This is a genomic window from Paenibacillus sp. FSL K6-1330 (genome assembly GCF_037976825.1).
GTDB lineage: Bacteria > Bacillota > Bacilli > Paenibacillales > Paenibacillaceae > Paenibacillus_AQ.
In genome coordinates this window covers 7,194,633-7,220,603 of sequence record NZ_CP150269.1, presented here as the reverse complement: position 1 = coordinate 7,220,603, position 25,971 = coordinate 7,194,633, and the positions used below count along the sequence as shown (strand labels likewise).

Annotated in this window: 27 protein-coding genes; 17 read left to right on the top strand and 10 right to left on the bottom strand. The window is 50.8% G+C overall.

Going from position 1 to position 25,971, the window contains the following annotated elements; genetic code table 11:
- Positions 1-21 precede the first annotated feature (21 nt).
- From NYE54_RS32885 to NYE54_RS32870, 4 genes are all read right to left on the bottom strand, one after another.
- Complete coding sequence (locus NYE54_RS32885; protein WP_339268900.1) at positions 22-1,134, bottom strand: glycosyl hydrolase family 8; 1,113 nt, start codon at positions 1,132-1,134, stop codon at positions 22-24.
- Positions 1,135-1,407: 273 nt separating this feature from the next.
- Complete coding sequence (locus NYE54_RS32880) at positions 1,408-2,685, bottom strand: polysaccharide deacetylase family protein (RefSeq protein WP_339268898.1); 1,278 nt, start codon at positions 2,683-2,685, stop codon at positions 1,408-1,410.
- A 38-nt stretch (positions 2,686-2,723) separates the two neighbouring features.
- Complete coding sequence (locus NYE54_RS32875; protein ID WP_339268896.1) at positions 2,724-3,464, bottom strand: hypothetical protein; 741 nt, start codon at positions 3,462-3,464, stop codon at positions 2,724-2,726.
- 226 nt (positions 3,465-3,690) lie between these two features.
- Positions 3,691-4,677 (bottom strand): glycerophosphodiester phosphodiesterase family protein, encoded by a 987-nt coding sequence (locus NYE54_RS32870; protein WP_339268895.1) that lies wholly within the window; start codon positions 4,675-4,677, stop codon positions 3,691-3,693.
- Between the two features lie 206 nt (positions 4,678-4,883).
- Here NYE54_RS32870 and NYE54_RS32865 point away from each other — a divergent pair, with 206 nt between their 5' ends.
- The 5 genes from NYE54_RS32865 (at position 4,884) to NYE54_RS32845 (ending at position 11,142) form a co-directional block, all read left to right on the top strand.
- Positions 4,884-5,576, top strand: a complete 693-nt coding sequence (locus tag NYE54_RS32865; RefSeq protein WP_339268893.1) for an FHA domain-containing protein — start codon at positions 4,884-4,886, stop codon at positions 5,574-5,576.
- Between the two features lie 365 nt (positions 5,577-5,941).
- The gene (locus NYE54_RS32860; protein ID WP_339268891.1) at positions 5,942-7,375 is read left to right on the top strand and encodes a PTS mannitol transporter subunit IICB; all 1,434 of its coding nucleotides are present in this window, start codon (positions 5,942-5,944) and stop codon (positions 7,373-7,375) included.
- Between the two features lie 74 nt (positions 7,376-7,449).
- On the top strand, positions 7,450-9,519 hold the full coding sequence (locus NYE54_RS32855) for a BglG family transcription antiterminator (protein WP_339273745.1): 2,070 nt from the start codon (positions 7,450-7,452) through the stop codon (positions 9,517-9,519).
- A gap of 16 nt (positions 9,520-9,535) precedes the next feature.
- Complete coding sequence (locus NYE54_RS32850) at positions 9,536-9,976, top strand: PTS sugar transporter subunit IIA (protein WP_339268889.1); 441 nt, start codon at positions 9,536-9,538, stop codon at positions 9,974-9,976.
- A complete protein-coding gene (locus tag NYE54_RS32845) occupies positions 9,973-11,142 on the top strand; it encodes a mannitol-1-phosphate 5-dehydrogenase (RefSeq protein WP_339268887.1) in 1,170 nt (389 codons plus the stop codon). The genes NYE54_RS32850 and NYE54_RS32845 overlap by 4 nt, the downstream gene beginning before the upstream one ends.
- Before the next feature lie 135 nt (positions 11,143-11,277).
- Here the strand turns inward: NYE54_RS32845 and NYE54_RS32840 are convergent, their stop codons facing one another.
- Positions 11,278-11,472 (bottom strand): hypothetical protein, encoded by a 195-nt coding sequence (locus tag NYE54_RS32840; protein ID WP_339268885.1) that lies wholly within the window; start codon positions 11,470-11,472, stop codon positions 11,278-11,280.
- A 93-nt stretch (positions 11,473-11,565) separates the two neighbouring features.
- Here NYE54_RS32840 and greA point away from each other — a divergent pair, with 93 nt between their 5' ends.
- Positions 11,566-12,042, top strand: a complete 477-nt coding sequence (gene greA / locus NYE54_RS32835) for a transcription elongation factor GreA (RefSeq protein ID WP_076323724.1) — start codon at positions 11,566-11,568, stop codon at positions 12,040-12,042.
- 122 nt (positions 12,043-12,164) lie between these two features.
- Here the strand turns inward: greA and NYE54_RS32830 are convergent, their stop codons facing one another.
- Positions 12,165-13,370 carry an MFS transporter gene (locus tag NYE54_RS32830; RefSeq protein ID WP_339268883.1) on the bottom strand — a complete coding sequence of 402 codons (1,206 nt, stop codon included), beginning with the start codon at positions 13,368-13,370 and terminating at the stop codon, positions 12,165-12,167.
- 655 nt (positions 13,371-14,025) lie between these two features.
- Entirely contained in the window at positions 14,026-14,337 is a 312-nt protein-coding gene (locus NYE54_RS32825) for a hypothetical protein (protein WP_339268881.1), read from the bottom strand.
- Between the two features lie 154 nt (positions 14,338-14,491).
- Between NYE54_RS32825 and NYE54_RS32820 the strand changes: the two genes are divergently transcribed.
- From NYE54_RS32820 to NYE54_RS32800, 5 genes are all read left to right on the top strand, one after another.
- On the top strand, positions 14,492-14,848 hold the full coding sequence (locus NYE54_RS32820; RefSeq protein ID WP_339268879.1) for a nucleotide excision repair endonuclease: 357 nt from the start codon (positions 14,492-14,494) through the stop codon (positions 14,846-14,848).
- Between the two features lie 269 nt (positions 14,849-15,117).
- Positions 15,118-15,453 (top strand): metalloregulator ArsR/SmtB family transcription factor, encoded by a 336-nt coding sequence (locus tag NYE54_RS32815; RefSeq protein WP_339268877.1) that lies wholly within the window; start codon positions 15,118-15,120, stop codon positions 15,451-15,453.
- A 25-nt stretch (positions 15,454-15,478) separates the two neighbouring features.
- Positions 15,479-15,988, top strand: a complete 510-nt coding sequence (locus NYE54_RS32810) for an SRPBCC domain-containing protein (protein ID WP_339268875.1) — start codon at positions 15,479-15,481, stop codon at positions 15,986-15,988.
- A gap of 262 nt (positions 15,989-16,250) precedes the next feature.
- Complete coding sequence (locus NYE54_RS32805) at positions 16,251-17,312, top strand: LLM class flavin-dependent oxidoreductase (protein WP_339273743.1); 1,062 nt, start codon at positions 16,251-16,253, stop codon at positions 17,310-17,312.
- Between the two features lie 96 nt (positions 17,313-17,408).
- A complete protein-coding gene (locus tag NYE54_RS32800) occupies positions 17,409-17,843 on the top strand; it encodes a hypothetical protein (RefSeq protein WP_339268873.1) in 435 nt (144 codons plus the stop codon).
- 33 nt (positions 17,844-17,876) lie between these two features.
- On the opposite strand, the gene NYE54_RS32795 is transcribed toward NYE54_RS32800, so the two are convergent.
- The 3 genes from NYE54_RS32795 to NYE54_RS32785 all read right to left on the bottom strand — a co-directional run bounded on the left by NYE54_RS32795 (position 17,877) and on the right by NYE54_RS32785 (position 19,869).
- A complete protein-coding gene (locus NYE54_RS32795; RefSeq protein ID WP_339268872.1) occupies positions 17,877-18,605 on the bottom strand; it encodes a zf-HC2 domain-containing protein in 729 nt (242 codons plus the stop codon).
- Positions 18,602-19,090 (bottom strand): RNA polymerase sigma factor, encoded by a 489-nt coding sequence (locus NYE54_RS32790; protein ID WP_339268870.1) that lies wholly within the window; start codon positions 19,088-19,090, stop codon positions 18,602-18,604. The genes NYE54_RS32795 and NYE54_RS32790 overlap by 4 nt, the downstream gene beginning before the upstream one ends.
- A gap of 80 nt (positions 19,091-19,170) precedes the next feature.
- A complete protein-coding gene (locus tag NYE54_RS32785; RefSeq protein WP_339268869.1) occupies positions 19,171-19,869 on the bottom strand; it encodes a cyclic nucleotide-binding domain-containing protein in 699 nt (232 codons plus the stop codon).
- 102 nt (positions 19,870-19,971) lie between these two features.
- Between NYE54_RS32785 and NYE54_RS32780 the strand changes: the two genes are divergently transcribed.
- From NYE54_RS32780 to NYE54_RS32755, 6 genes are all read left to right on the top strand, one after another.
- The gene (locus NYE54_RS32780; RefSeq protein WP_339268867.1) at positions 19,972-20,745 is read left to right on the top strand and encodes an HAD family hydrolase; all 774 of its coding nucleotides are present in this window, start codon (positions 19,972-19,974) and stop codon (positions 20,743-20,745) included.
- Between the two features lie 220 nt (positions 20,746-20,965).
- Positions 20,966-22,153 (top strand): amino acid deaminase/aldolase, encoded by a 1,188-nt coding sequence (locus tag NYE54_RS32775; protein WP_339268865.1) that lies wholly within the window; start codon positions 20,966-20,968, stop codon positions 22,151-22,153.
- Positions 22,150-23,484, top strand: a complete 1,335-nt coding sequence (locus tag NYE54_RS32770) for a D-arabinono-1,4-lactone oxidase (RefSeq protein ID WP_339268864.1) — start codon at positions 22,150-22,152, stop codon at positions 23,482-23,484. The genes NYE54_RS32775 and NYE54_RS32770 overlap by 4 nt, the downstream gene beginning before the upstream one ends.
- Positions 23,485-23,756: 272 nt before the next feature.
- The gene (locus NYE54_RS32765; RefSeq protein ID WP_076323737.1) at positions 23,757-24,185 is read left to right on the top strand and encodes a MarR family transcriptional regulator; all 429 of its coding nucleotides are present in this window, start codon (positions 23,757-23,759) and stop codon (positions 24,183-24,185) included.
- The gene (locus NYE54_RS32760; protein ID WP_339268862.1) at positions 24,178-25,410 is read left to right on the top strand and encodes an MFS transporter; all 1,233 of its coding nucleotides are present in this window, start codon (positions 24,178-24,180) and stop codon (positions 25,408-25,410) included. Before NYE54_RS32765 ends, NYE54_RS32760 begins: the two co-directional genes overlap by 8 nt.
- A 120-nt stretch (positions 25,411-25,530) precedes the next feature.
- Positions 25,531-25,932: a hypothetical protein gene (locus tag NYE54_RS32755; RefSeq protein ID WP_339268861.1), complete on the top strand. Its 402-nt coding sequence runs from the start codon at positions 25,531-25,533 to the stop codon at positions 25,930-25,932.
- Positions 25,933-25,971: the final 39 nt, after the last annotated feature.

Here is a 25,971-nt window from a genome sequence, read left to right as displayed (position 1 = left end):
TAGAGGTCCCAGCGACGAGGATTACTTCCCAGTTGATTCTAACATCGTCTCCGCGAGCAGAGGAAACAGATTATCAAAAGCATGTGTATTCCCATCAAACACATACCCTCCCGGATAAGCAGGATCTTGGCCTCGGAATTGGATCATTCGATCATGCAGCTGCCGGGCCCAAGGGAGGTCATTCGTTTTTAGCGCCAGGATAATAGCCAGGCCGTAGACACCAGGCGACTCATATGTCGCGTCGGGCTTTCGTGTCTTCCGGTTGTAGCGGCCCACCAGCTGCTGATTCTGCTGGAATTCTCCCTTGAGGAATTGTATGAGCTCCTTCGGCCGCTGATCCATCTCCGCCAGATGAATGCCAACGATCAGCTGGTCAATCAGATTGACCGATGCATCGTACTTATATTGACCGGAACTGATCTGATATGTTTTGGGATAGAAGACGCCGTCTGAAGGCATTTGGGAGAGCAGATCCTGATACTGTTCATACTCCTGGCGGGACAGGATTCCGTTATTCTGCATTTCGCGCAGTGCCGAAATGTCCGCGTAGACCAGGCTTAACATGGCTGCCGATTCATTACGTTCAAAATCATGATAATCCACGAAATATCCTTGGGTTTGAGCCGAGGCTTGCAATGTGGAGCCGATCTCCTTCGCCAATTGAAGGTATTCTTCGTCGCCCCAGCGCTTGAACGCCTTCAGCAAGGCATCGAGAATTCGAAAATCATCGCCCAGCGCATTGGTCGTTACCTCGGATTCACCGTCCGGCCTGAGCTTCCACCGGATATAGGGCTCCTGCTCCTGATGGAGAAAATAGGTGGTGAGAAGCTGGACGCTATCGTCGAACCGTGATCGATCATCAGATAAAACGGCGTACTGCATCCAAAGCCCAAGTGACTCGGATAACGCCTCTCTTCCGGCAACGTTGTCCGGGTGCTCGGAGGAAGCGGGCTTGAGATAGGTAGCGATGGTACCATTGTCGTTAATCATATGCTCTTCAATGAAAGCTGCTGTCACGTCGGGGTTCTCCTTGCTTTGGATGATAGCGTAGGCTATGAAGACAATGCCGGTTAGAGCAAGAGCGACGATGATAGCAAGAATGGTTTTCTTGCGAGTGGAAATCCAGGTTGTCATAGGTTCACCTCGAACATACTATTCTACGCTTGCGTTCCTAAAGCCTTTAAGAAGTCCCGGAGACGAATAAAGATAGCTTCTCGGATCCATCGTTCATTTATCCATAAAAAAGGCCGCACCCCGATGTCTGAAGTTACAGAACAACGGGGACGGCCTTTTCTTAAACTTCAGAGACTCACCATCTTTATCTCACAGAAAAACTTCCGCTAAATGCGGTCTGTCTACTGAGAAAGCACGTCGATAGACGTCGTCTTTCTTAAAGCCATAGTCTGGCTAGTTCAAACTGACGATAGTGAGCCCCTGATCCTGCAGGTGCTTAATAATCTTCGGCAAGGCGTCCACTACTGCTTGAGATTCATGCAGGAGTATAATGGAGCCGGAAGCTTCGATATGCTGGACATAATCGAGGATTTTATCCTCGTCGCGGGTCAGCCAATCCTCGGGATCCCGGTTCCAGAGCACCATTTTACTACCTTGCTGTTGGCTTAACGCCTCGGTCCGATCGTCAAAGGCACCGTAGGGCGGACGGAAGAGTACCAGCTTCTCGTCTGTAATAGGCTCGATAAGGTCGGCCACGCGGGTCAGCTCTGCCTGCTGCTGTTCATAGGTAAGGCTTGTCAGCTGGCTATGGGTCATGGAATGACTGCCGACGGAGTATCCGTTCGCATGGATGGCCCTGACATAGTCGGGATGTTTTTTCACATTGGTGCCAACAAAGAAGAACGTTCCGCCAACCTCGTGTTTTTTCAAGACGTTCATAATATCGATGGAGTGCTTGGATGGCCCATCATCGAATGTAAGGGCTACATAGCCTTTGGGCAAGCCGAACGAGATGAACTCTTCCAGCTCCAGCTGTGGAACGGAGGCAGAGGGTTTGATTTCCTTCGGTTTGCTCTCCGCTGCTTCCTCCGCTGAGACTGCCACGGTTTTCCCAATGAGTGCGCTCCGGTTCTCGGCAAACAATTGGATGACGGTCTCTGCTTCCGATGTGGCCGTTGCTGCAGGGTGTGGCCGAATGTAACCGGGATACGAGTAATTAAATGAACTTAATAATACAACAAAAACCAAGCTCATCATGATTGCGCTTACCAGCTTAAGCGGAAGATGGCGCCGTTTCCTCGCGAAATGATAGGTCTTGATGTTCTGTTCGGCTTGCATCTCCTCGGACTGATCCGTTTCGGATCGATGTGTGGACAAGAAGGGCAGCGTATGCAAGTCATCTACAAGTCGGATCTTCTTTATGGACTCTAATTCGTTCCTGAAAGGAACGGAGCAGGCAAATGAAAAGCGCTCACTATGATCACGATATGTACGCGTAATGGAACCTATGTATTGCTGTTTGTTAGCATCCCATGCGGTATGTAAGGATAGTCGGTATTTATGAACCCCGTCGAACTCTGCCACGGTTGCTATATTTGCTATGGTCTCGTTATCGGTTAACCATATTAGCTCCGCAGACTCTATAAGGGATAGCTTGATTCGTAGACCGAATGCTTCGGTATCCCTCTCGATCGCCAGCAGTTCTATGATTTTCCCATAGGATTGTGACATGATGGCCCCCCTTTCTCTAGCTGTTTATGCGGGTATGATTATTCCGGTGGTGTATTGGAAGCCGTGGTTTTCGGTGAGAAGGAGAAGGACATCTTCTCGGTAAAATCATTGATGGTCTGCATCAGCTTGGCTTTATCATCCAGGATATTTTGGTATTGCTCTGCGTACTTCTGATTGGCAATCTCCAGCTCACGAACCTTCTCTTCAAGCGAGTTGATCTTGAGCATGCTCTGATATTGCGTATTGTTAGACTCCTCATAGAGCTTGTTGTACTTGGCGGTTTCGGTTTCCAACTGGTTGGAGAGCTTCTCGTACGCCAGGTTCGATGTTAGCTGGTATTCCTTGTAATCCTCGAGCAGCTGGTCGTAGGTCATCTGTTTATTGGTCAGCACGTTCTCGAGTTCGCGGATTTCCTTGTTCTTCTCCTGAACCAGCTGATCTCTCTTAATCTGCTCATGCTTATACCGGTTAATCGTTTCGTTGGCGGTAAATAGCTGATCCTCCAGGCCCCTATTCTTATAGGTCAGCAGCTGCCGTTCCTTCAGCATGTTCTCGATCGAAACAATGACATCGAGGCCGATCTTGTCCTGGTTATCCTTGGAGAATAGCTGTTTGTTTCCTTCTGCAGCGGGCAGTTCAGGCTCCGCGGAGTAAGCTGCCACTTCTTCTGCCGTTACGTCAAGATCCTCTTGTTCGGCAATATTCTTCTCGGGCTGGTTTTGATTTGAGCGGGCACTCTTAAACCACGCCATTCCTTTTTTCTCTGTTTCCCTGGCCAAAATATCAACTCCTATATATTTCAATGATTCTAGTTATGAAATTAGGCTAAAAGACCCCTATTAATAGTAATCGGTAAAATCGTCCCAAAAGCTTTGCCCTACACCCCGTGAAAATAAAAAAAAGCCCCCGCGATGGGGCAGGGGCTTTTTAGTGGGCTAATTTTCCGGTTTATGCGGGTTTGCAACTCGCGCATATTCATGAATTGAACGAACATGATGCTTCAACTCATTCATTCTTCTTCAAGGTCAGTTCCGGGGCGATCACGTCGACCCGATTCGTCCAAATCCCGCCGCTGTAGTCCTCTGGCAGTCGTTCCAAATCCGCTACGGAGTCAAAGCCCTCCGACCATCCGCCGTCCCCGGCGACGAGGATGACGCGCGTATTTATGCTGTCCATTCGGTTCAGGAATTTATCCGGCCATCCCCACAAGTAACGGGCGTATTTTTCCGGTATATGAAGCTGGGTGTTGCGGCAAACCGATGGAAGGTAGCCGCTCCAGCCGGCTCCGGCGTAGGATACGAGACAGCTCTTCAGCGTACCCTTTGACATGACGCGCAGGGATGGAAGCTGCGATTTTAATGCCCGGATCGGCTCATCGTCTCCGTAAACGGTCAGCTGGCTGAGACGCTTCACCGGCAGTCCGGACAAGTACTCTGCCAGGAATTTCCCCTCTTCAGTGTCGGTGCTTTTGATATGGATCAGGAATGAGCCGTCAGGGAATGCCTCTAGTACCTCGGCTAACGACGGAATCAGCCCGACGCCCTTTCCCCGAAAAGGATAAGTCGCTCCCTGATCGGCCGTATAGCCATACCCGATGTCTATGTTTTTTAGCTGCTCCATGGTATAATCCTTGACCGAGCCCTCCACGTTAGTGCGGCATTCCAGGGTCCAATCATGGAACACGGCGAACTGGCCATCCTTGGTTGGTTTGATATCCAGTTCCACGATATCGGCGCCTGCTTCGAATGCGGCTTTCATGGACGGAATGGTGTTCTCAAGGTAAGCATGCTCCGGCACATAGATGCGGGAGGCGGTGCAAGTATCGGCTTGAATGCCTTCCATCGAGAAGGTCTGGCCAAGCCCCCGATGCGCCAGCAGCAGCGGCTCTACGTCACGGTCTTTGGTGAACAGGGATGTATTATTTACAAACAGAAACACAAACAACACGAGAACAAACAGTATGATGTTCTTCCATCTTTTTAGTTTTCGCATGATCCAATCCCCCAAAATCGTATACAATATGCAGTAGTAGATTTATATTTATCTCTATTTCTATCTCTATCTAAGTTCTCTATTTATTAATCCTTCTTTCATACATCTTAGTGATTTTGGGCGCACACTCAATAGCTGGACCATAACAATTGCATAATAGCGAACTGATAAACACAATGAGCAGCATAATAAGAACGGGAGGGAGCATGATGGATAAATCCTCCTTTTTGATGGTGGAGCGGGGGAACCCCTATGAGCGTGGAGACGTTATAGCTTTGACCAAACCCATAACGGTGCTTGGCCGCAAGGGCCAGCATTTTGATCCGGATATCGCGTTTGATAACATTTTTGTGTCCCGGCAGCATGCAGCGCTGCTGTATCGAAACGGGAAATTCAGCATTAAGGATTTGAACAGCAAACATGGAACTTTCGTCAATCAGGAACGGCTGGCTCCCCATGATGAAATTTCCCTTCAGCACGGAGATACCATAGTACTCGCTGGAGATCTGATCGTGTTGTCCTTCTCCATCCTCAGCATGGATGAGACGATGGACATTACACCGCTTATCAAACAGCTGGCAGCGGTCGAGGCTTCAGGCGGACTTAGGCTGAATCCTTTCAAGCAGGAGCTGGTATATGGCGAGGATGTGTGTGCTTTTTCGGAAAAAGAGTACAAATGCATGGAGCTGCTAGTCAACCACCAAGGCCAGTTCGTGTCCAAAGATCAGCTCAAGGTATACGTTTGGCCCGAGCGAAGCTACGGAATGGATGAAGTGCCCGATGTGAGCTCCGAGGAGCTGAATGCGCTGATCTATCGGGTGCGCAAGAAGACGCGAGGCATTCTTGACATTGAAAGCATCCGGGGAAAAGGTTATATTTTGCAGACACAAGAAGAATAAGGATGAATGAACAAGCACTTCCGGACCCCGGGAGGGCTTGTTTTGTTAAGATATCGAATCGACAATCAGAAAGGGATGAGCATAGAATAGCGGATGCTGTATACGAGGATACACACCGCGCTTTGTTGAAAACGCTTTATTTCTTCCCTGGGGGCAGGCTTGCTCTACGAAAGAAACCCACGTCAGGACTGCATTTCCAAAATTATGACATGATCCATTTAAAAGTTGTCAACAATATTCTTGACGAAACCCGCTTTTCCTTTCATTGAGCCTTTTGCCGGGCTGACTTAACATAGAGATGTCAGATGAAAGCGACACAACAAATTTCAGATTTATGTTCAAATATGACTAGGAGGTTCTATACGATGTCTAACGAGACAAATACAAACGCTTCCAAAGGCATTCGCGTAATGGTTCAGAAGCTTGGCCGTCTCCTTAGCGGCATGGTGATGCCGAATATCGGCGCGTTTATTGCCTGGGGTCTGATTACGGCTCTGTTCATCCCGACCGGCTGGTTCCCGAATGAGAAGCTAGGAGCGCTGGTTGGCCCGATGATCACGTACCTGCTCCCGCTCTTAATCGGTTATACGGGCGGACAGATGATCCACGGCAAGCGTGGTGCGGTTATCGGTGCGGTTGCTACGGTCGGCGTCATTGTCGGGGCAGATATTCCAATGTTCCTCGGCGCCATGATTATCGGTCCTATTGCAGCTTGGGTACTGAAGCAGTTCGACAAGCTGGTTGACGGCAAAATCAAATCCGGGTTTGAAATGCTAGTGAACAACTTCTCGCTCGGCATCATCGGCGGCGCGCTGACATTGGTGGCATACACTGGAATTGGGCCACTTGTACAGGGCATTACCAAAGCGCTGTCAGCAGGTGTTGACGTACTGGTCAATGCCAACCTGCTGCCGCTCGTCAACATTATCATTGAGCCGGCGAAGGTATTGTTCCTCAACAATGCGATCAACCACGGAATATTCAGTCCGATCGCCACAGAGGAAGCGGCACGTATCGGTCAATCCGTTCTGTATATGCTGGAATCGAATCCCGGTCCCGGGCTGGGTATACTTCTCGCCTATTGGTTCTTCGGTCGCGGTTCTGCCAAATCCTCCGCACCGGGCGCGATCGTGATTCATTTCCTGGGCGGTATTCATGAGATCTATTTCCCATATATTCTGATGAAGCCGGTTCTGATCCTGGCTGCTATTGCAGGCGGTGTTGCCGGCACCTTCACCTTCCAGATTCTTGGAGCCGGATTAGTTGGCCCTGCGTCGCCGGGCAGCATCATTGCTTACTTCGCCATGGCGCCTAAAGGTGGTCTGATTGCGGTCCTAGCCGGTGTTATTGTTGCAACGGTGGTCTCCTTTGCTGTAGCGGCATTACTGCTCAAAACAGGCAAACAGACTGAAGAAGAGCCGAATCTTGAAGAAGCATCGGCCAAGATGAAGGAAATGAAAACCGGCGGCATGAATGACCAAGTCGCCCCAGCTTCAGCGGCTGTAGCTAATCTAGACAAAGAGAATGTGAACAAAATCGTGTTTGCTTGCGATGCCGGCATGGGCTCCAGCGCAATGGGCGCCTCGGTATTAAGAAAGAAACTGCAGCAAGCGGGCGTCGACATTACGGTTGTGAACTCGGCGGTAAGTGAAATACCGGATGACGCGGATATCGTCATTACCCAGAAGACACTCACCGAGCGGGCCATCGCGAAGAATCCGAATGCGGAGCATATCTCCATCGACAACTTCCTGAAGAGTCCGAGATATGATGAGCTGGTGGAACGACTCAAAGACTAACATAAGCCTAAAACCATATGACACGCTGGCGTAGTAACGCCGGCGTTGTCTTTCATTTCATGAAGAAGGGGGCCATGCGTCTGGGACACATCACTGCCCGCCAGCGACAAATCCTTCTGCTCCTGATGAGCAGGAACGAGGGCATGACGGCTGCAGAAATAGCCGCTGAGGTCGGGGTCAGCGTCAGGACGGTTCACCGGGAAATGGAGGAGATTGAGAAGGAATTGCAGGGTACGGGCGTTCTGCTTCATAAAAAGTCGGGAACGGGTATCCGGCTGGAAGAGGAGACGCCTGGGGAGATGGCTCAGCTGCGGAAGCGCCTGCTTGCAGGAAAGCCGGCTGATTACTCCGTGGAAGAGCGCAAAATCCTCATGCTATGCGCCTTGCTTGAGGCGAATGAGCCCATCAAACTGTTTGCTTTGGCCCATAGTTTAAAGGTAACTGTACCGACCATCAGTAATGACCTGGATGAGCTGGAGCCATTAATGAAGCGGTTTAACCTTAACCTAATTCGCCGCAGAGGCTATGGTATCGAGATTGAAGGCTCGGAAGTCGTAAGGCGATCGGCGATTTGTCGGCTTGTCGAGGAATATTTGGATTATTCGGATCTTGTCGGGGATGGATATCGTGATCAAAGCGAGCCGGTGACCGCCCGTTTGCTGTCCATGATTGATAAACCGGTGCTGCTGGATGTAGAGAGATGTTTATGGGATATGAACTGGGATTGGACGGAGAGTCTTAACGAAGGTGCATATACTTCGATGGTCATAGCGTTATCGGTTTCCGTAAACAGGATCAAGCAGGGGCGGAGCATAGAGACGGCAGATATGACGGGATATGGTAAATCCTCAGCGTCAGTGGAGGAGGCAAAGGATTTCGCGAGTCGCCTAGGCCAAACCTTGAAGATTGATTTTCATGATCCTGAAATGAAATATATAGCTCAATTATTCGAATCAGCGAAGGATATGTCCGAGGTCAGCCAACTGGCTCACACGGATGTGGAGATGGTGGAGATCGCCCAGCGTTTGATCGAACGGGTTCAGGGGCGCACCGGCATTCCGTTCCAGGAAGACCGCACGCTGCGGGCAGGTCTGGTGGAGCATATCGGGGCTGCCATGAAACGGATTCGGGAAGGGACCCGGATCCGTAATCCCTTGCTGAGCCCGATTCGGAAGGATTATGAGGAGCTGTTCGGAATCGTCCGTCGTTCGGTTGATGAAATGAAGCTGGACATAACCGTCCCGGATGAAGAAATCGGGTTTCTGGTTATGCATTTCGGTGCATCCAGCGAACGGCTGAACCAGCTGGGACATCATCTGAAAGCCATTCTGGTATGTTCCAGCGGCCTTAGCTCCTCGAGGCTTCTCGGGACACGACTGAGTAAGGAGATGCCGCAGATTGAGGTACTCGGCAACGTCTCGTGGTATGAAGCGGCCCGGATACCGAAGGAGCAATATGATCTCATCATATCGACCATTGATCTTCCGCTGTCGAAGGATCGGTATGTGAGATTAAGTCCGCTGCTCACGGCGGATGATAAAGAGGCATTGCTGCAATTCATCCAGAGCACATCCTTGAAACCGGCCGCAGGCATGGCTGCCGATAAGCGAATCGAGGAAGAGCGTAAGGTCGCATCATTCGAGCGTCTGCGCATGCAGGCTGCCCTGATGAACGAGATTGTATCGCTTTTGGATGGCTTTCATGTGTACCACCTGGATAATCGGCAGGATGATTTGCAGGGCACATTGAGCGAGGCGTTGGCTAAGGTGGTCGAGCGCGGGGCTGTCCGTGATGCGGAGAAGGTGAAGGAGCGTTTGCTTGAGCGCGAACGGATGGGCACCCAGCTCATTCCGGATACGACACTGGCCTTGTTCCATACGCGCAGCCGCTATATTACCTGGCCGTCTCTAACCTTGTTCCGGCTGGCGCATGCAGCGCCGCTGGAGGACGGGGCGGAGGCGGGTGTCATACTGCTGATGCTGGCGCCGAAGCAGCTTCCGAAGGAGAGCTTGGAGGTGCTCAGTGAAATCAGCGCCATGCTGCTTCACTCCCAGCTAATCGAGCTGATGGAGCGGGGCAGCGAGGAAGAAATCCGCTCCTATTTGGCGGAAGAGCTTCAGCATTTTTTCAATCACAGACCATAGAAAGAGGGAGACCAACATGAGTAACATACTGTCCAAAGAAAAAGTCGTACTGAACGCAAAGGCTGATAGCAAGAGCGAAGCCATCCGCATGGCGGGGAATCTGCTTGTGCAGGCAGGCCATGTATCCGAGGATTACGTGGATAAAATGCTGGAACGCGAAGAGATTGCGTCCACTTATATGGGCGGAGGACTCGCGATTCCCCACGGCACCAAAGAGGCTAAAGGCATGGTGATTTCCACGGGATTGTCCATCGTCCGCTTCCCGGAAGGCGTAGATTTCGGAGGAGATGAGCCAGCGTTTATAGTCATTGGTATCGCGGCTGCCGGTGGTGACCACATGGAGATTCTGACGAATGTGGCCATGATCTTTACGGATGACGAGAGCATTGAGAAGGTAATGAACGCTTCCAGCGAAGAGGAGATTCTGGCGATCTTCGAAGGAGGAATGGGCGCATGAAAGCAGTCCACTTCGGAGCAGGCAACATCGGGCGCGGATTTATAGGTCTCTTGCTGTCACAAGCCGGTTATGAGGTTTGCTTTATCGACGTGAACGAAGAGTTAGTATCGGAGCTGAAAGCACGCGGGGAGTATCCCGTAACCTTGGCCAGCGAAGGACAGGAGACCACGATCGTTAAAGGCATCACGGCACTCAACAGCGCCTCGGAGCCTGAAGCTGCCGCACGTGCAGTAGCGGAAGCGGATCTCGTGACAACAGCGGTAGGCGTGAACATTCTGAAGTTCATCGCCGGCACCATTGCCGAGGGGCTGAAGCTTCGGCTGCAAGCGGAGTCTGCTGCACCGCTTCATATTATTGCATGCGAGAATGCCATCGGTGGCAGCACGCAGCTGAAAGAGCATGTCTACTGGAAGCTTGATGACGAGACGAAGCAGAAGGCCGACCAGCGGGTTGCTTTCCCGGATGCGGCCGTAGACCGGATTGTGCCGCTGCAGCAGCATGAGGACCGTCTGAAGGTTGTGGTGGAGCCGTTCTATGAGTGGGCGGTGGACCGCTCGCAGATGTTTAAGGACTATGTCCCTGTGGAAGGCATTCACTATGTGGATCGCCTGGAGCCGTATATTGAACGCAAGTTGTTCACGGTGAACACCGGACACTGCTCGGCAGCATATGTAGGCTTTCTGAAAGGCTACGAGACCATCCAGGACGCCATGAAGGATGAAGAGGTGGCGAGTCATGTCCGCGCTGTGCTCGAGGAGACGGGAGCTGCGCTTGTGCATAAACACGGCTTCAATCCTACCGAGCATGGAGCCTATATCGATACCATCCTGGAGCGGTTCCGCAATCCGGCGCTGACCGATGAGGTGTCCCGCGTAGGCCGCTCGCCGATTCGGAAGCTGTCCCCGGGCGACCGCCTGGTGTCGCCAGCCATGCTGGCATTCGAAAGCGGGCTTGCGTATAAGAGCTTGGCGAAATCCATGGCAGCGGCACTGTTGTTCGATGTTCCGGAAGATCCGGAAAGTGTGGAGCTCCAAGCATCGGTCCGGGATATCGGTGCAAGCGACACGGCATCCCAATATACCGGCATTGCCGGTGAGCATCCGATCATGGGTGAGCTGATGGAGCAGTATGAAGCGTTGAAGGCTGATATCGAAGCAAGTTCGTAAGCTATTGGAATGAATCAAATAGCATGTGGATACACGTGCCCGATAGGCCACGGCATTCCATCTATCTTGTATAGCCCCTGGTTCTCTTGGCGGAGAAATCAGGGGCTATATGCATAAGCAGGAGATCGGGCTCTTTTATTCCATGTTCTTCAGAATATGGTTCGCTTCCTCTAGGGTGGTTGCCGGGGCAGCGATGTAGATTTTCTTTTCGGCTTGATTTATCTCGGGGTATATAACGATCCTGATTTGTTCAAAATAATCGTTCATGTATAGCTGTCCAAGTGGTTCAATCTGGGTAGCGGCAACGCCGTCATTGTCATTAAATCCCAAATATTCCATCCATCGATTTTCAGAAAGTTTTCGCTTATTTTCGAAATAAAGAGTACACTAGAAGTAAGAAATTAAAAAGTGGATGTGATGAACATGGCAGAAGAACTGATCTTGACCCAGGAGGGCTATGATAAACTCCAGGAAGAACTTGATGACCTCAAGTATGTAAAACGCAAAGAGTTAGCGGAACGGATCAAGCTCGCGATCAGCTATGGTGACTTGAAGGAGAACAGCGAGTACCACTCAGCCAAGAACGACCAAGCGTTTATGGAAACGCGCATCATCATCCTGGAAAAAACACTCAACAACGCCCGGATTGTCGACGCCAAGCATGTAAGCTCGAAAACGGTGAATGTTGGTTCGAATGTCGTCCTGAACGACATCGAGTTTGCAGAGAAGCTTGAATATCAGGTCGTAGGACCGGCAGAAGCCGACGTATTGAACAATAAAGTCTCCTACGAAAGTCCGCTTGGCAAAGCACTGATGGGCAAAGCGGTTGGCGATCAAGTCAACGTGGAAGCGCCGATGGGTATCGTCAAGTATGAGCTGCTGGAGATCAAAGCTCTGTAATCGCTGATGGATCAACGAATATATAAATAGAAGGCGTAACCGGAAGCACGATGTCCGGTTACGCCTTTTCTAATGATTCAACCCCGTATGGCAGGCTAGAGTTACATACCTAATGGAGCAGATTAAGCATTAGCCGTTACGGCCTTGCGCTCATACATATAGCAGGCTGCGCCCAGAATGAAGGCAAGTCCCACCAGTCCAGCGCCCACCCAAGGCAGGGCTGTTAAGCTTAGATGCGTAATGACCAACCCTCCGATAAAGGCCCCCGCTGCATTTCCGAGATTGCCCGCAGAATGGGTTGCCGTGGAGGCTAGCGCTGGAGCGGACTGGGCCAGACTCATCACGCGCACCTGCATGCCCGGCATAACGGCGAAAGAGGCAGCTCCCCACAGCACGATGGTCAGCACGGCTGTGACCGGGTTATGGATGGTCACGGTGAGGATGGTAAGAATGACGGCCGTCGCAAAGTAAACGCCCAGAATGGAGGGCAGCAGCTTCCAGTCGGCCAGCCTTCCGCCCACGATATTACCGACGGTTACGCCGATACCGAACAGGATCAGAATCCAGGTGACGCTTGGTTCCGCAAAGCCGGTGATCTCAATCAGCAGCGGCGCAATATAAGTGAAGACGGCGAACAGGCCAGCGTTGCCAAACGCCCCGATCAGCAGGAAGAGAAGGAGTTGTGGTCTAATGAGTGCTGTGATTTGCTGAACGATGCTTGAAGCTTGTTCCTGCCGTAGCTTCGGAATGAAGATCAGGATGCCGATCAATGCCAACACCCCCATAACGGCAATCGCGGCGAATGAAGCACGCCAGCCCATCGTCTGGCCGATGAAGGTGCCAATCGGAACCCCAATGATATTGGCTATCGTTAATCCGGCCATCATGATGGACACCGCCCCAGCACGCTTGTCCGGTCGCACCAGGTTCGAAGCGATGACGGCTCCCACACCGAAGAAAGTACCGTGCGTCAGCGCGGTCAGCATGCGGGCACCCATCAAAACGGCATAGCTCGGAGCGAAGACCGAAATACCGTTACCCAGAATAAACAGGCCCATGAGCAGCAAAAGCAGCTTTTTTTGTGGAATTTGGTGGGTTAGAACGGTTAGAATAGGTGCCCCTACGGCTACCCCGAGGGCGTACATCGTAATCAGCTGCCCGGCCGATGCAATGCTGACATTCAGATCATCCGCGACATTAGGGAGTATTCCCATGATGACGAACTCCGTCATGCCAATAGCAAAAGCACCAACGGTGAGAGACAGTATAGAGATGGGAAATGGCTCTTTGGCGCCTTTTTTCCCAGTGGCGTGTTGCGATATATCCATGGTGTTCAAGTCAACCTTTCTACTGTGTTTGTTAAAGATATAATCCCAATCATCATTATCGGTTTTAAAGAGGGACTGTTACATATTATTTAATGTTGTCGGAGGATAATCAAGAACTTTATTTTTTGGGGAAAATGGATACCCTGAATAGGGAAGCCCCTACTAAAGGAAAGCTTGTCCAGTATGCAAGAACTCGAGAGTACCGCAGGGGCACTCTCTTGATGAGCGGGCGGATCATCGAGGCCATTTATCGAGCCTGCTGATCCATACTTTGAATATAAGGGTTTTAGAAACAGGTGAACGACTCGATACTTCTTAAGTCGAGCCCTGAATATACCCACATCCATCCCGTCCAGCGGAAGCCGGCAACCGAGGTGCGGCCAACAAAAGTCGGGTAAAACCAGAAGCCGGGTCCATGTGTCGGCCAAATATAGGTATTTCTGAACAAACAGCCCCTAATCGCTCCAGGATCAACTGCGAAGGTACTGGCCATAGGCTGTTGGGGGACAGATGTTGGAGGCGGGGATGAGGGCCCTTGCATCGGTCCCTGGGGTCCTTGCGGCGGCATAAATGCCATAATGGATTCACTCCTTAATCGGGTTATTAGGCTGGGAAGTACGCGGGAGGCTGCCGAATAACAATGTAAGCCCTTCTTCTAGATGTAAAGCAAGGTGATGACAAGCAATTCGAAGAGGACAAGTGGCAGAATTACATTGTTATAATAACTGGGGCCGAAGCCGCGCTGGTTTCCGTATCCGGGCATGCTCAAGTACAGAATCCCTTTTTCGCAATGCATGATGGTCCCTTCAAAAACATCGCCGTCAAGCGTTTCGACACGAACCAACTGATTCGCGTGCTGTTTGCATAGATGGTGAATTTGATCGCGAACCGATTTGATGTTGTGCTTCATGTTGGGTTCAGCTTGATACAAGGTTTGTTCCTGGTGTCCGGGATATTGAATGTTCATATTGTAAAAGACCCCCATCGTTATTAGTCATACCTAGTTTCCATCCTATGCGGACGCCTAGAGAGGGGTGCTTTTGAATTTCCCGCATGGGCAAATAAGCAGATTAGTGATACGATTTAGATCAATATATGAGTTGAGGAAGTGAGCGTTAGTCGTGATCAATATAACCATTCCCAAGGTAGACGTCACCATTACCAAGCAGGCAGCTCCGGAATTGAGCCACATTTACGGATTTACAGATTTTCACCTGATTCCAAGAGATCGGGGCGGGATTTTCATGTTCTACAACAGCAAGGAGGAACTCCTGTTTGTTGGCAAAGCAAGAAAGTTAAGACCGCGGATTAAGAAGCATTTTGAAGATAGCGTTTCTCCGATCAAGGAGCATCGGGATGAGGTTACACGAATCGAGGTCTGTATCATTGAAGACGCCGTTCATAGAGAGATCTATGAAACCTATATCATTAATGAATTCAAGGCCAAATATAATGTAGACAAGGTGTTCTTTAAGTAAGGAATACGAAGGATAAAGTGACAAGAAGCAATAGACGTGGCCCGAGTAAAGCCCCGCGTTTATTGCTTTTTTGTGTTGTGATAAAGGAAATCAAAAATTTCGTTTTAATATTCCTTTACAGGAATATTCCTATCGTGGTATATTGTGATTAGGAAGTACGGCACACCATTAAATCAGCAAAAAGAGGTGATGATGGTGACGTGGACAGAGAGAACAGACAATCACCGTAAACGCTACAGCAGCGGGTCTGTACCAGTCATCACAACAATATGGAACTAACCACATTTAACGCTTTAGCCGAACCGAGCCGTTTTCGTATTGTGGATCTCCTGCTGAAAGGGCCTTTAACGGTAGGGGAAATCGCTGAACGTCTTGACATTCGGCAGCCACAAGCGTCTAAGCATCTGAAGGTGCTGCTGGATGCCGGGCTGGTGGAAGTAAGGGCGGAGGCGAACCGTCGGAACTACATGCTGCGGTCGGAACCGTTTGTAGAACTGGACCATTGGCTCCATAATTACCGAAGCATATGGAACGAGCGCTTCGACAACTTGGATAACTACTTAGAGAAACTGCAATCGGAAGGAACAGGTAAGAAACAGGATTAACACCTAATATGAGGAGGAATTGATAATGACAAACCAAATGATTACGCGGGTTGAAGGGCAAGTACTTGTATTGGAACGTGTGTTTAATGCACCTAGGGAGCTGGTATTCAAGGTATTTACGGATGGAGAGCATCTGAAGCAGTGGTGGGGACCTCGCGGATGGGAGGTAACCGTATCCAAGATGGATTTCCGTCCGGGCGGCTCGTGGCATTACTGCATGAAGTGTTTGGATAAGAATCAGGGGGATTTCTTCGGCATGGAATCCTGGGGCAAATCGGTCTACCAAGAAATTGAGGAGCCTGAGAAAATTGTCTACATCGACTATTTCTCGGATGCAGAAGGCAATATTGCGGAGGGAATGCCCGCAACAACGGTCACAATGTCATTCGAAGAGCAGGATGGAAAGACCAAGCTGATCAGCCGGGCAGTGTACGAATCTCCGGAGGCTCTCAAAATCGTGCTGGACATGGGAATGGAAGAAGGCATTACCCAAACCTGGGATCGCCTGGAGGAATACTTGGCAGCAAAGCAATAAGCCAAGCTCAAATACAGGGTTAAAAGGTAAAATGAAATGGCCGGAATCCGCATGGATGCCGGCCATTTTTGAATTCATTATGCATCGAATCCACAGAATCCACGTTATCAGTTAACTTGTAACTTGAAAAATCCGAGCTAAAAGTTCAATATAAAGATAATTGAATGCTAGATAACGATGTTGAATGCTCTTAGGCGGGAAGCAACGATAATCTTTGCCTACGGTTCTGCCCCACGGCAAAGCATAATAGGAGGAAATCATGATGGAGATTGGAGTTAGCTCGTTCGTAGAGACTTGGCCAGATGTGAAGACAGGCGAAGTGATGAGCCATGCGCAGCGGCTGCGTGAGGTTGTTGAGGAAATCGTACTGGCTGATCAGGTGGGATTGGATGTGTATGGGGTAGGCGAGCATCACCGTAAGGATTATGCGGCATCTTCGCCTGCGGTTGTGCTCGCTGCGGCTGCGTCGCAGACGAAGTGGATTCGGCTGACCAGTGCGGTGACGGTGCTGTCCTCCGCTGATCCGGTGCGGGTGTTTCAGGATTTCGCCACCTTGGATGCCATCTCGAACGGCCGTGCCGAGATTATGGCAGGCAGAGGTTCGTTCATCGAATCGTTCCCGTTATTCGGCTATGATCTGAGCCATTATGATGAGCTGTTCGACGAGAAGCTGGAGCTGCTGCTCAAAATCCGCGAGTCGGAAAAAGTAACCTGGCAGGGCGTGCATCGCCCTGCGATTCATAACTTAGGCGTCTACCCACGCCCGGTTCAGAATCCGCTGCCGGTGTGGATTGGCAGCGGAGGCAATTCGGAATCGGTCGTGCGGGCAGGCTTGCTCGGTTTGCCGCTGGTACTGGCGATTATCGGCGGAAGTCCCCTGCAGTTCGCGCCGCTGGTTAAGCTGTATAAAGAAGCCGCTGCGCATGCGGGACATGATGTATCGAAGCTGCCGATCGGCTCGCATTCCCATGGATTTATTGCGGAGGATACGGAGATGGCAGCGGACAAGTTCTTCCCATCCACCCAAGCCAGCATGAATGTATTGGGACGGGAGCGGGGCTGGGGATACTACGACCGCGCAAGATTCGATGCGGCTCGGAGCTTCGAAGGAGCGCTCTATGTGGGGGACCCGGAGACGGTCGCCCAAAAAATCATTCACCTGCGCAAGCATGTGGGCATTACCCGCTTCATGCTGCACGTGCCGGTGGGAACGATGCCTCATGATGAAGTCATGCGAGCCATTGAACTGCTGGGAACCGAAGTCGCCCCTCGGGTGCGCAAGGAAATCGACCGCTGGGAAGCGGCTGGTGAACCTGCGGAGTAAGTTGACAGCATTTTTTATTGAGATGAAATGGAATTAAACGTAACCTTTTTTCGGACCATACCGTTTATGACATAAACGGACAAGGTGGTGTACATCTTGCGGGTTGCCAGATATTTTCTGCTGTGGTTCGTATTTATATGGATGTTTACCGGTGCGATCGTAGGCTTGGAGTATATCGAAGGATATAAGATTGCAACGACGGAATATTATGGCCTTCGTAATATGGGTCTGGTGTTGGTGATCATCCCGATCTTCTTATCCTCGATCCTATATCCGGTGATCGTGCTCCCGTTATCGTGGCTAATCGGCATGATTCGATGGGTTAGAGCTTCCCTCATCCTGTATGCTCTGCTGTATGCCGTGATGTGGGCCGGGGCTGGGGCTTTCCTGTTCTATGAATCCTATGAGGTTCGATTCATACAGGAATATGAGCTCTATGTCAGCACCGCGATTATTCTGTTCGGGGTGGTCGGCTTGGTCTACGCTTGGATCGAGTGGAGATTATTGTTTAGACCCGTTACGACAGTTTGAGGTTCAACAAGAGAACGCTCGGGGCCTAATGGGCTACCCTGGCGGTCTCTTGTTTTCATTCTCATCACTCTTAAACTGCAACTCGACGGACTTGCTTGCCGCAGGCAGCTCCATACCTTGTTCCCAGATCAGAATTCGGTCATCGGGCGTTCCCAGGTAGAGGGCCTTGATTTGAACACCATCGCCAAAGCTCTTCTCATAGGCATTTCGCTCTTTAATATCATTGGAATAATACATGTTGGATAATCCCATATCCGCGAACTTTTTGGACTTGATGATGGGGCGCTGGGGTGTCAAATACAGGTTTCCGTTGGCATCCAAGTGACCTTTAGCTTGATTGACGTTGTAGCCGTCAGTCATCTTCACATGATAGACAATGCGCCCATCCTTCAGCTGGCTGATATCGGATACTTGTATAACACGGGTAGGCACGCTGGTAATGTTCCATTTGAACAGGCCCACATACACCAGGAACAGGAGTCCAACTGCTAGGCAAGTGATCCATAAACCTTTAATAAACGAATTCCACTTGGTCCGCGACCACTGGGCGGCAACTTGCTGTAAACCGGCACTCTCCTGTTTGTTTTGCTCGATTGTTTGGGCAGGCAAGGACATAGAGGAACTCATATGGCTCAGCACCTCCCGGCAATCCGGGCAATCTGCAAGATGCTCGTCTACCAGGGCCTTCGTGTCTGTGCTGCACACATCATCATAGTACAAGGGCAGCAAATCCTGAATAATATCACATGAAACTCGGCTCACGGTCGGTTCTCCTCCTCGTACAGGCTTTGAATTTTTTGCTTGGCTCGAAAGAATGTGACTCTTGCCCAGCTCTCAGTTTTTTCGAACAGCTGACTGATTTCGCCAAAAGACAACTCCCCGAACACCCGCAGCGTAAACACCTCTTTATATGGCTCGTCCATCAAGTGCAGAATCTGGTGGATTCGGAAAGCCTCAGCTTTATCGACGGTTTGCCATGCGATATCCAGACCGCTGCTGTGCTCGACTTGTGGGGCCGGCTCATATCGCTTTTGCTTATCTAGGTAGGAGAAGTATGTATGTTTAGCGATTTGGCAGAGCCAAACGCTAAGCTTGCACGTACCTTGAAACGAATCGATATGCTTCAGCGCTTTAAAAAACGTCTCCTGTGTAAGTTCTTCCGCAACATGCTCATCTCTGCTAAGCGACAGCAGGAACCGATACACATCTTGAAAGTACTGATGATAGATCTGGTGCAAATCCGTCACCTGTTCACCTCCTTGCCTATATGACCGGCCCATGGCCGATTCGTTACAAGAACTTGAGAAAAAAGTTTCGGCCGGGCGATCTACTCATAGCGAATCCCATTCGATGCCACCTCTATGGCGTTCCAGTCCAGAATACGGATGGTCTGTCCGTTCCGCTCCAGGACCCCCTTTTGGGCGAAGGCAAACATCACCCGGTTCAAATGTCGGTGCGTGGTGCCAAGCAAGCTGGCAATCTCCCCGATATGGTCGGTCTTCAGCTCCATCCCAAAGGAAGGATTGGACCCCGGTGACAGGGTGGACATGAGGTAGCTGGCAAACCGGTTCTCCACCGATGCCAACAGATTGACGCGGGAAGCGGTCGTGCACGTCTGAAGCTTGTAGCTCAGGTGATCCAGCAAGGTGGACGTAAAGCGAGCGTTCGTTATTTCATGTTGCTTAATATAGTCAAAGGACAGCCCGATGAACAGGCATTCGTTAACGGCTTCAATCTGGGATTGGACCGGGACGCTTCGAATCAATTCAATATCCCCGATGATGGAAAAAGGATGGCCAAAGCGCAGAAGAAGCGATTTACCGGTTTCGATGCTGGAGGTCACCTTGATCTTTCCTTGTACGAGGAACAAAAGGGAATTCATGGCGAAGCCTTCATGCAGAATGATCTCGCCAGGCTCGTATTGCTGCAATGTAAAAGGCACAGGCTTGCTCAGATCCAGCATGCTCTCGAATTGAAATTGCTCCAGCTTGGCTCTCAGCAAGGGTGCATCATCAAGTAGTTTCATGGGTCTTTATGGTTGCTCCTTTCTCTTCTGGACAAATGTCCTTCTCATTATACGATCAACTGCTATGATAAGAGCAATGAGAAGATACAGGAGGGCAAGGGCATGAAATTTGTATTTGATCTGGACGGAACGATCTGTTTTAAAGGGCAGCCGGTTTCGAACGAGTTGTTGAAGGCATTGGAGGAGCTGGTGGCGCAAGGGCATGAGGTTATTTTTGCTTCCGCCCGGCCGATTCGCGATTTGCTTCCCGTCCTTCATGAGCGTGTTCATCACTACCCGATGATCGGAGGCAACGGTTCGATGGTGGCGGCAGGGGGAAAGCGGATCTCCACGGCGGGCTTTGACAGCGAGGTGCTTCCGAGCCTTCTTCAGCTGTTAACAACGTATAACGTGAGCTATTTGATTGATGGAGAATGGGACTATGCCTATACCGGTCCTGTGGATCATCCGATTCTGCTAAATTTGGATCCACACAAGCTGGCTAAGAACGTGGCGCTCCAGGAGCTGACTTCGGTTGTGAAAATATTGATGCTGACCTCGGACCATATGGCGGAAGTGGAGGAGAGGCTGGGAGAACTGGATGTCGTTGTTCACGTGCATGGTGGGGAAAATGTACTGGATATCAGCCCTAAGGGGATACATAAATGGAGCGGGCTTCAGCAGTTGGGCGTGAAGGAGGGCGAGTATGTTGCCTTTGGCAACGATGCCAATGATATCACGATGTTCCAGCATGCGCTGCACGCGGTAATGATCGGTGATCATCCGCTGCTGGCACCCTACGCCTCGGAACAACTGCCGCTGGATCGCGATATCGAGCATGCGATTGCGGAACGGCTGCAGGCGCTTGGGCGTCAATATGCTGCGACAAGTGTGTAGGCTCGATAGGTTCCTTCGGGATATATAGAGTTTCAACATACTTCACGGTTCAAGAAACATAAGACGCACTATATTTCCTATACGATAAATTCGTCCAGCCAACCACCGGCTGGGCTTTTTTTATTTACGTGGATGGTGGTGTGCGGAAGGATAATCCGCAGGCTTCGAGAATATCATGTGGCATAGGCGTGAGGGGAAACGGGAAGGTGTTGATAAAGGGATGTCGACATACGAGTACTATAAAGAGATATTCGCGGAAATCCCGAGGCCGTTTGCCTTGGTGGATCTGGACATGCTGGATGACAATGCACGAGCGATTGCGCGGGCTGCAGGAGGCAAGAAGGTACGGCTGGCCAGCAAGTCGATCCGCTCCGTGGATGTGCTGCATCGTATCCTGGATTCGGATCCCATGTTTCAAGGGATCATGTGTTATACCGCTGCGGAAGCCGTATTTCTAGCAGAACAAGGCTTCGATGATTTGCTGCTTGGCTATCCGCAGTGGCAGTCGGAAGCGGTTCGGTCCATCGTGAATCTGGTTAGCGAAGGCCGCTCGATTACCTTAATGGTGGACAGCGTGGAGCATGTCGAGCACATCGAACAGTTCGCCAAACAACAGAGTACCGTGATGCCGCTATGCATTGATCTGGATATGTCGGTACATTATCCCGGCCTCCACTTCGGTGTGTGGCGATCGCCCGTCCATTCGTGGGAGAGCCTGTATCCCATTGTAGAACGGATTATCCACTCCCCTTGGCTTCGCTTGGACGGCATCATGGGATACGAGGCGCAGGTGGCAGGCGTCGGGGATAACGCATCGGGCAAGCATATAAAGAATACGATGGTCCGGTGGCTGAAGAGCCGCTCCATCGTTGAGGCCGCCAAGCGGAGGCAGGAAGCCGTGGAGCGGCTTAACGCCATGGATATCCAGCTCCGCTTCGTCAATGCAGGGGGAACCGGAAGTTTAGACAGCTCCCGGAAGGAAGCGTGGGTAACCGAGATCACCGCCGGATCGGGCTTCTATGCGCCGGGGCTGTTCGACCATTTTGCGTCATTCCGTTATAAGCCGGCAGCAGCTTATGCCATAGAGGTGGTGCGGATACCGAAGGCAGGGATCGTGACCTGTATGGGCGGGGGATACACAGCATCGGGAACAGCGGATAAGGATAAGCTGGCGAAGCCCTATTTGCCTGAAGGACTGGAGCTGTTCTCGCTGGAGGGTGCCGGTGAGGTTCAAACGCCGCTGCGCTTGCCTGCCCATGTGAAGCTAGGCCTGGGAGATCCGGTGTTCTTCCGTCATGCGAAGGCCGGGGAGCTGTGCGAACGATTCAAGGTGCTGTATGCGGTCTCGCAAGGCCGTATCGTGGGCGAATATGCCACCTACCGTGGAATGGGGGAGTGTTTTCTATGAAGCAGGTCCAATGGTCCAATTGGTCGGGGGCGGTGCGAGCCAATCCAAGAACGGTGCTGTATCCTGCATCCATTCCGGAAGTGGTGAAGATGGTGCAGATGTGCCGGCAGGAGGGCAGGCGGCTGCGGGTGGTCGGCTCAGGACATTCTTTTACTCCCATTGCTGCATCCGAGGACTGCCTGGTCTCCCTGGACGCCATGCAGGGACTGGTCCATGTCGACGCTGAAGCCAGAACAGCCACCGTGTGGGCGGGGACGAAGTTGAAGCTGCTCGGGGAGCTGCTGTTTCAGCATGGGCTGGCTCAGGAGAACCTGGGGGATATTGATGTGCAGTCCATTGCTGGCGCCATCAGTACGGGGACGCATGGTACGGGCCGGGAATTCGGGAATATATCCACGCAGGTTGTCGGATTGACGGTGGTCACCGGCACAGGCGAGGTGCTGGAGTGCAGCAGGGAGTCGCATCCCGATGAGTTCAAGGCGCTGCAGGTTTCCTTGGGTACACTCGGCATTATCGTGCAAGTGACGTTGAGGCTGGAGCCGGCGTACAAAATCGAATATGAGAGCCGGAGAGTAACTCTCGAAGAATGCTTGAAGCAGCAGGCTCGATTAGCGGAAGAGAACCGCCATTTCGAATTTTATTGGTTCCCTTATGCGGAACTGTGCCAGATCAAGCTGATGAATAAGACGGATCAAGAAGTGAAGGAACATCGGATCAGGGATTATATCAGTGAAGTGTTGGTGGAGAATACCCTTTTCGGTCTAATCTCGGAGCTGTGCCGGAAGGTGCCGAAGGCAAGTCCGTATGTCAGCCGTTTCTCGGCGTCACAGGTTCCTCTGGGTCGTAAAGTGAATTACAGCCATCGTCTGTTTGCGACCCAGCGGCTCGTACGTTTCAACGAAATGGAGTATAACATTCCGGTAGAGTCGATGAATGGGGTTATTGAAGACATGCGGGCAGAGCTGTCCCGTAGTAAGTATCATGTGCATTTCCCTGTGGAATGCCGCTATGCCAAGGGCGATGATATATGGTTAAGCCCCGCTTATGGCCGGGATTCCGCTTATATTGCGATTCATATGTATAAAGGCATGCCGTATGAAGATTACTTCCATGCAATGGAGCGAATTTTCCTCCGGTATGGCGGCCGGCCGCATTGGGGAAAAATGCATAATCTTGAGGCTGCTCAATTGAAGGAGCTCTATCCGATGTGGGAAGCATTCCGTGCGGTTCGGGAAGAGCTGGACCCGGATGGCATCCTGCTGAGTGATTATATGGGCAGGCTGTTCGATGTATCTGGGCCCATCTCCGATTCGATCAGTGATATTGGCTAGACCACGATCAAACATCTCAAATAAAATCGCCCTTAGATGGTTGTCTTATCTTCCATCGCCCAAGGGCGGTTTTTTTGTTGCCCGATGTTCGCTCACGGAAGGGGCAAGAAGCGAATAGATCATTTCAAAACAGGGAGAATAAGCGTCGTTATGCTGATTGGAAAGCGGCTAGCGTTTGTAATTGGAAATCAATTGGGATGGACAATGCAAAGGATCTTCTTTATAATCAATAAATAGTTACCCAAGGTAACCATTTTGAATGGAGGTATCAAATGGACGCCCACAGACATTTTTTCCATAAATATTTTACGCTGCATCGCCCTTTCGTCAATGAGCTGAACCGTAAGCTTGAAGACTATAACCTGTATTATGCCCAGTGGTCCATTATGTACTATCTGGATGTTTATGAGTCGATGACCTTGGTGGAGCTATCCAAAATGCTTTACGTGGAGAAGCCCACGGTAACCCGAACCGTGAACGCGCTGATTAAGCTCGACTACGTGGAGCAAATTCCGGTACGTGATAAACGGGAGAAGCGCATTCAGCTATCCAAGACGGGAGTTGGCGTTGTCCAGCAAGTCCGTAAGGTGTTCGACCAATATGAACAGGAGATTATGGAAGGTGTCTCTGCTGAGGAACAGGCCACGGTTATTCGTGTGATGGAGACGGTCAGAGACAACATTATTAGAAAAGGTGATTAACTTGGAGCAAGCAGACTCGCGAGATCGATTGTGGAGCAAGGATTTTTTGATTGTGTTTGGCGTCAATTTCCTGCTCTTTTTATGTTTTTATTTATTAGTGGTCATTATGTCCTCATATGCGAAGAATGAATTTCATGCATCGACAGGAATGGCTGGCTTGGCTTCCAGCATTTTTGTCGTGGGCGCTTTGATTGGACGGTTGATTGGAGGCAGCATCATTGAGAGGATCGGGCGCAAAAAACTTCTTTTTACCGGTCTGATCGCCTTTAGCGTTCTTATCGGGTTATATTTCATCGTGAACAGCCTGAGCGTGCTGCTCATTGTCCGGTTCTTCCACGGCATAGCCTTCGCACTCGCTTCAACGGCAACAGGCACGATTGCAGCCAGCCTGATTCCGAACTCCAGAAGGGGTGAAGGTACGGGTTATTATGGCGTGAGTATCATTATCGCTTCGGCCATTGGCCCTTTTATTGGTCTGATGATTAACGAACATGCTTCGATGATGGCCAACTTCACGCTGTGCGCGGTACTGGGTGTTCTCTCTTTGTTGTCCGCATTCTTTATGAACATACCGAGGCTGGTGCTGACCGCTGAGCAAGAGAAGGATCTGCAAGGATTGAAACTATCCAATTTTATTGAACCGAAAGCATTACCGATTTCACTGGTTAGCTTCGTCATGGGTTTCGGATATTCCAGCGTTTTAACGTACCTCATGATCTTTGCCGGACAGATCAGTTTGACCGAAATAGCCAGTTATTTCTTTATTGTCTACGCTATTGTGGTCATTCTGTCGAGACCGTTCACGGGCCGGTGGTTTGACCAAAGAGGGGCCAACGTGGTGATGTATCCCGCGATACTTTCATTTGCGATCGGCATGGTGCTGCTCAGTCAAGCCCACCACGGTCTGACCTTGCTGCTCTCGGCCGTATTTGTCGGTCTGGGCTACGGTACGACGCAGTCCAGCTCCCAGGCCCTTGCCATCAAGCGTTCACCGGCTCACCGGATTGGACTTGCGACGTCGACCTTTTATATATTTGTGGACGTGGGCATCGGGTTCGGGCCCTTTATACTTGGTTTCCTGACACCGCTTGTCGGCTTCCGGGGCATGTACATCGCGATGGCAGTCCTGCTCGCTGCGGGTATTGTGCTGTATCACTTCTTAGTTGGGAAAAAAGAAAAAGACGGGAACGACGGGCATGCTGTCGTGCATACATCAAAGATTTAAAGTCATGTAAGACTGCCGCTGAGGCAGTCTTTTTTGGCATGCATGAACGAAAATGCAAGGAGGACTATATAAGCTTCCAATAGGAAATCCTAAGCAGAAAAACGAAAAAGGTGAATGCACGTGAAGCCCAAATTAACCTTCTGTCTGCTGCTTCTAAGCGGCCTCCTCATTTTCGGCCCGGTAGGAAGCGCAGCCTACGCACGGCCACAAGAGAAGTCAAGAGAGCAGCAGCTCGAGAAGGCCATGCTGCAGCAGCTATACCCGGTTATCCGATCGTCACTTCAGGATATATACCATGAGACCTATCCTTCTTTTGGCTGCGAACAGATTCTATCGATCAACGAGCGGTCAACGATGACGGAGGAAGACCATCATGCAAGTCCTGTTGATGCGATGCACGGGGCAAGCTATTTTGAGATTACGGTGGGCCTGTGCAAGGGAAGCGGGGAGAAAATCGAGCTGCGTTTCAAGAATGATACGCCAACGGCGCAGTATTATTTGGACTTGTTCCATGTGAGGTAGATTCTATGCGTGCGTGACTAGCCGAGAAAGAATAATTTT

Bases quoted from the DNA above. Each gene is read 5' to 3' on its own strand.
- NYE54_RS32780 (WP_339268867.1), top strand. From the start codon at position 19,972: ATGAAATTTGTATTTGATCTGGACGGAACGATCTGTTTTAAAGGGCAG.
- greA (WP_076323724.1), top strand. From the start codon at position 11,566: ATGGCAGAAGAACTGATCTTGACCCAGGAGGGCTATGATAAACTCCAG.
- NYE54_RS32805 (WP_339273743.1), top strand. From the start codon at position 16,251: ATGGAGATTGGAGTTAGCTCGTTCGTAGAGACTTGGCCAGATGTGAAG.
- NYE54_RS32870 (WP_339268895.1), bottom strand. From the start codon at position 4,677: ATGCGAAAACTAAAAAGATGGAAGAACATCATACTGTTTGTTCTCGTG.
- NYE54_RS32810 (WP_339268875.1), top strand. From the start codon at position 15,479: ATGACAAACCAAATGATTACGCGGGTTGAAGGGCAAGTACTTGTATTG.
- NYE54_RS32845 (WP_339268887.1), top strand. From the start codon at position 9,973: ATGAAAGCAGTCCACTTCGGAGCAGGCAACATCGGGCGCGGATTTATA.
- NYE54_RS32785 (WP_339268869.1), bottom strand. From the start codon at position 19,869: ATGAAACTACTTGATGATGCACCCTTGCTGAGAGCCAAGCTGGAGCAA.
- NYE54_RS32860 (WP_339268891.1), top strand. From the start codon at position 5,942: ATGTCTAACGAGACAAATACAAACGCTTCCAAAGGCATTCGCGTAATG.
- NYE54_RS32775 (WP_339268865.1), top strand. From the start codon at position 20,966: ATGTCGACATACGAGTACTATAAAGAGATATTCGCGGAAATCCCGAGG.
- NYE54_RS32770 (WP_339268864.1), top strand. From the start codon at position 22,150: ATGAAGCAGGTCCAATGGTCCAATTGGTCGGGGGCGGTGCGAGCCAAT.
- NYE54_RS32815 (WP_339268877.1), top strand. From the start codon at position 15,118: ATGGAACTAACCACATTTAACGCTTTAGCCGAACCGAGCCGTTTTCGT.
- NYE54_RS32865 (WP_339268893.1), top strand. From the start codon at position 4,884: ATGATGGATAAATCCTCCTTTTTGATGGTGGAGCGGGGGAACCCCTAT.
- NYE54_RS32855 (WP_339273745.1), top strand. From the start codon at position 7,450: ATGCGTCTGGGACACATCACTGCCCGCCAGCGACAAATCCTTCTGCTC.
- NYE54_RS32880 (WP_339268898.1), bottom strand. From the start codon at position 2,685: ATGTCACAATCCTATGGGAAAATCATAGAACTGCTGGCGATCGAGAGG.
- NYE54_RS32765 (WP_076323737.1), top strand. From the start codon at position 23,757: ATGGACGCCCACAGACATTTTTTCCATAAATATTTTACGCTGCATCGC.
- NYE54_RS32885 (WP_339268900.1), bottom strand. From the start codon at position 1,134: ATGACAACCTGGATTTCCACTCGCAAGAAAACCATTCTTGCTATCATC.
- NYE54_RS32830 (WP_339268883.1), bottom strand. From the start codon at position 13,370: ATGGATATATCGCAACACGCCACTGGGAAAAAAGGCGCCAAAGAGCCA.
- NYE54_RS32850 (WP_339268889.1), top strand. From the start codon at position 9,536: ATGAGTAACATACTGTCCAAAGAAAAAGTCGTACTGAACGCAAAGGCT.
- NYE54_RS32825 (WP_339268881.1), bottom strand. From the start codon at position 14,337: ATGAACATTCAATATCCCGGACACCAGGAACAAACCTTGTATCAAGCT.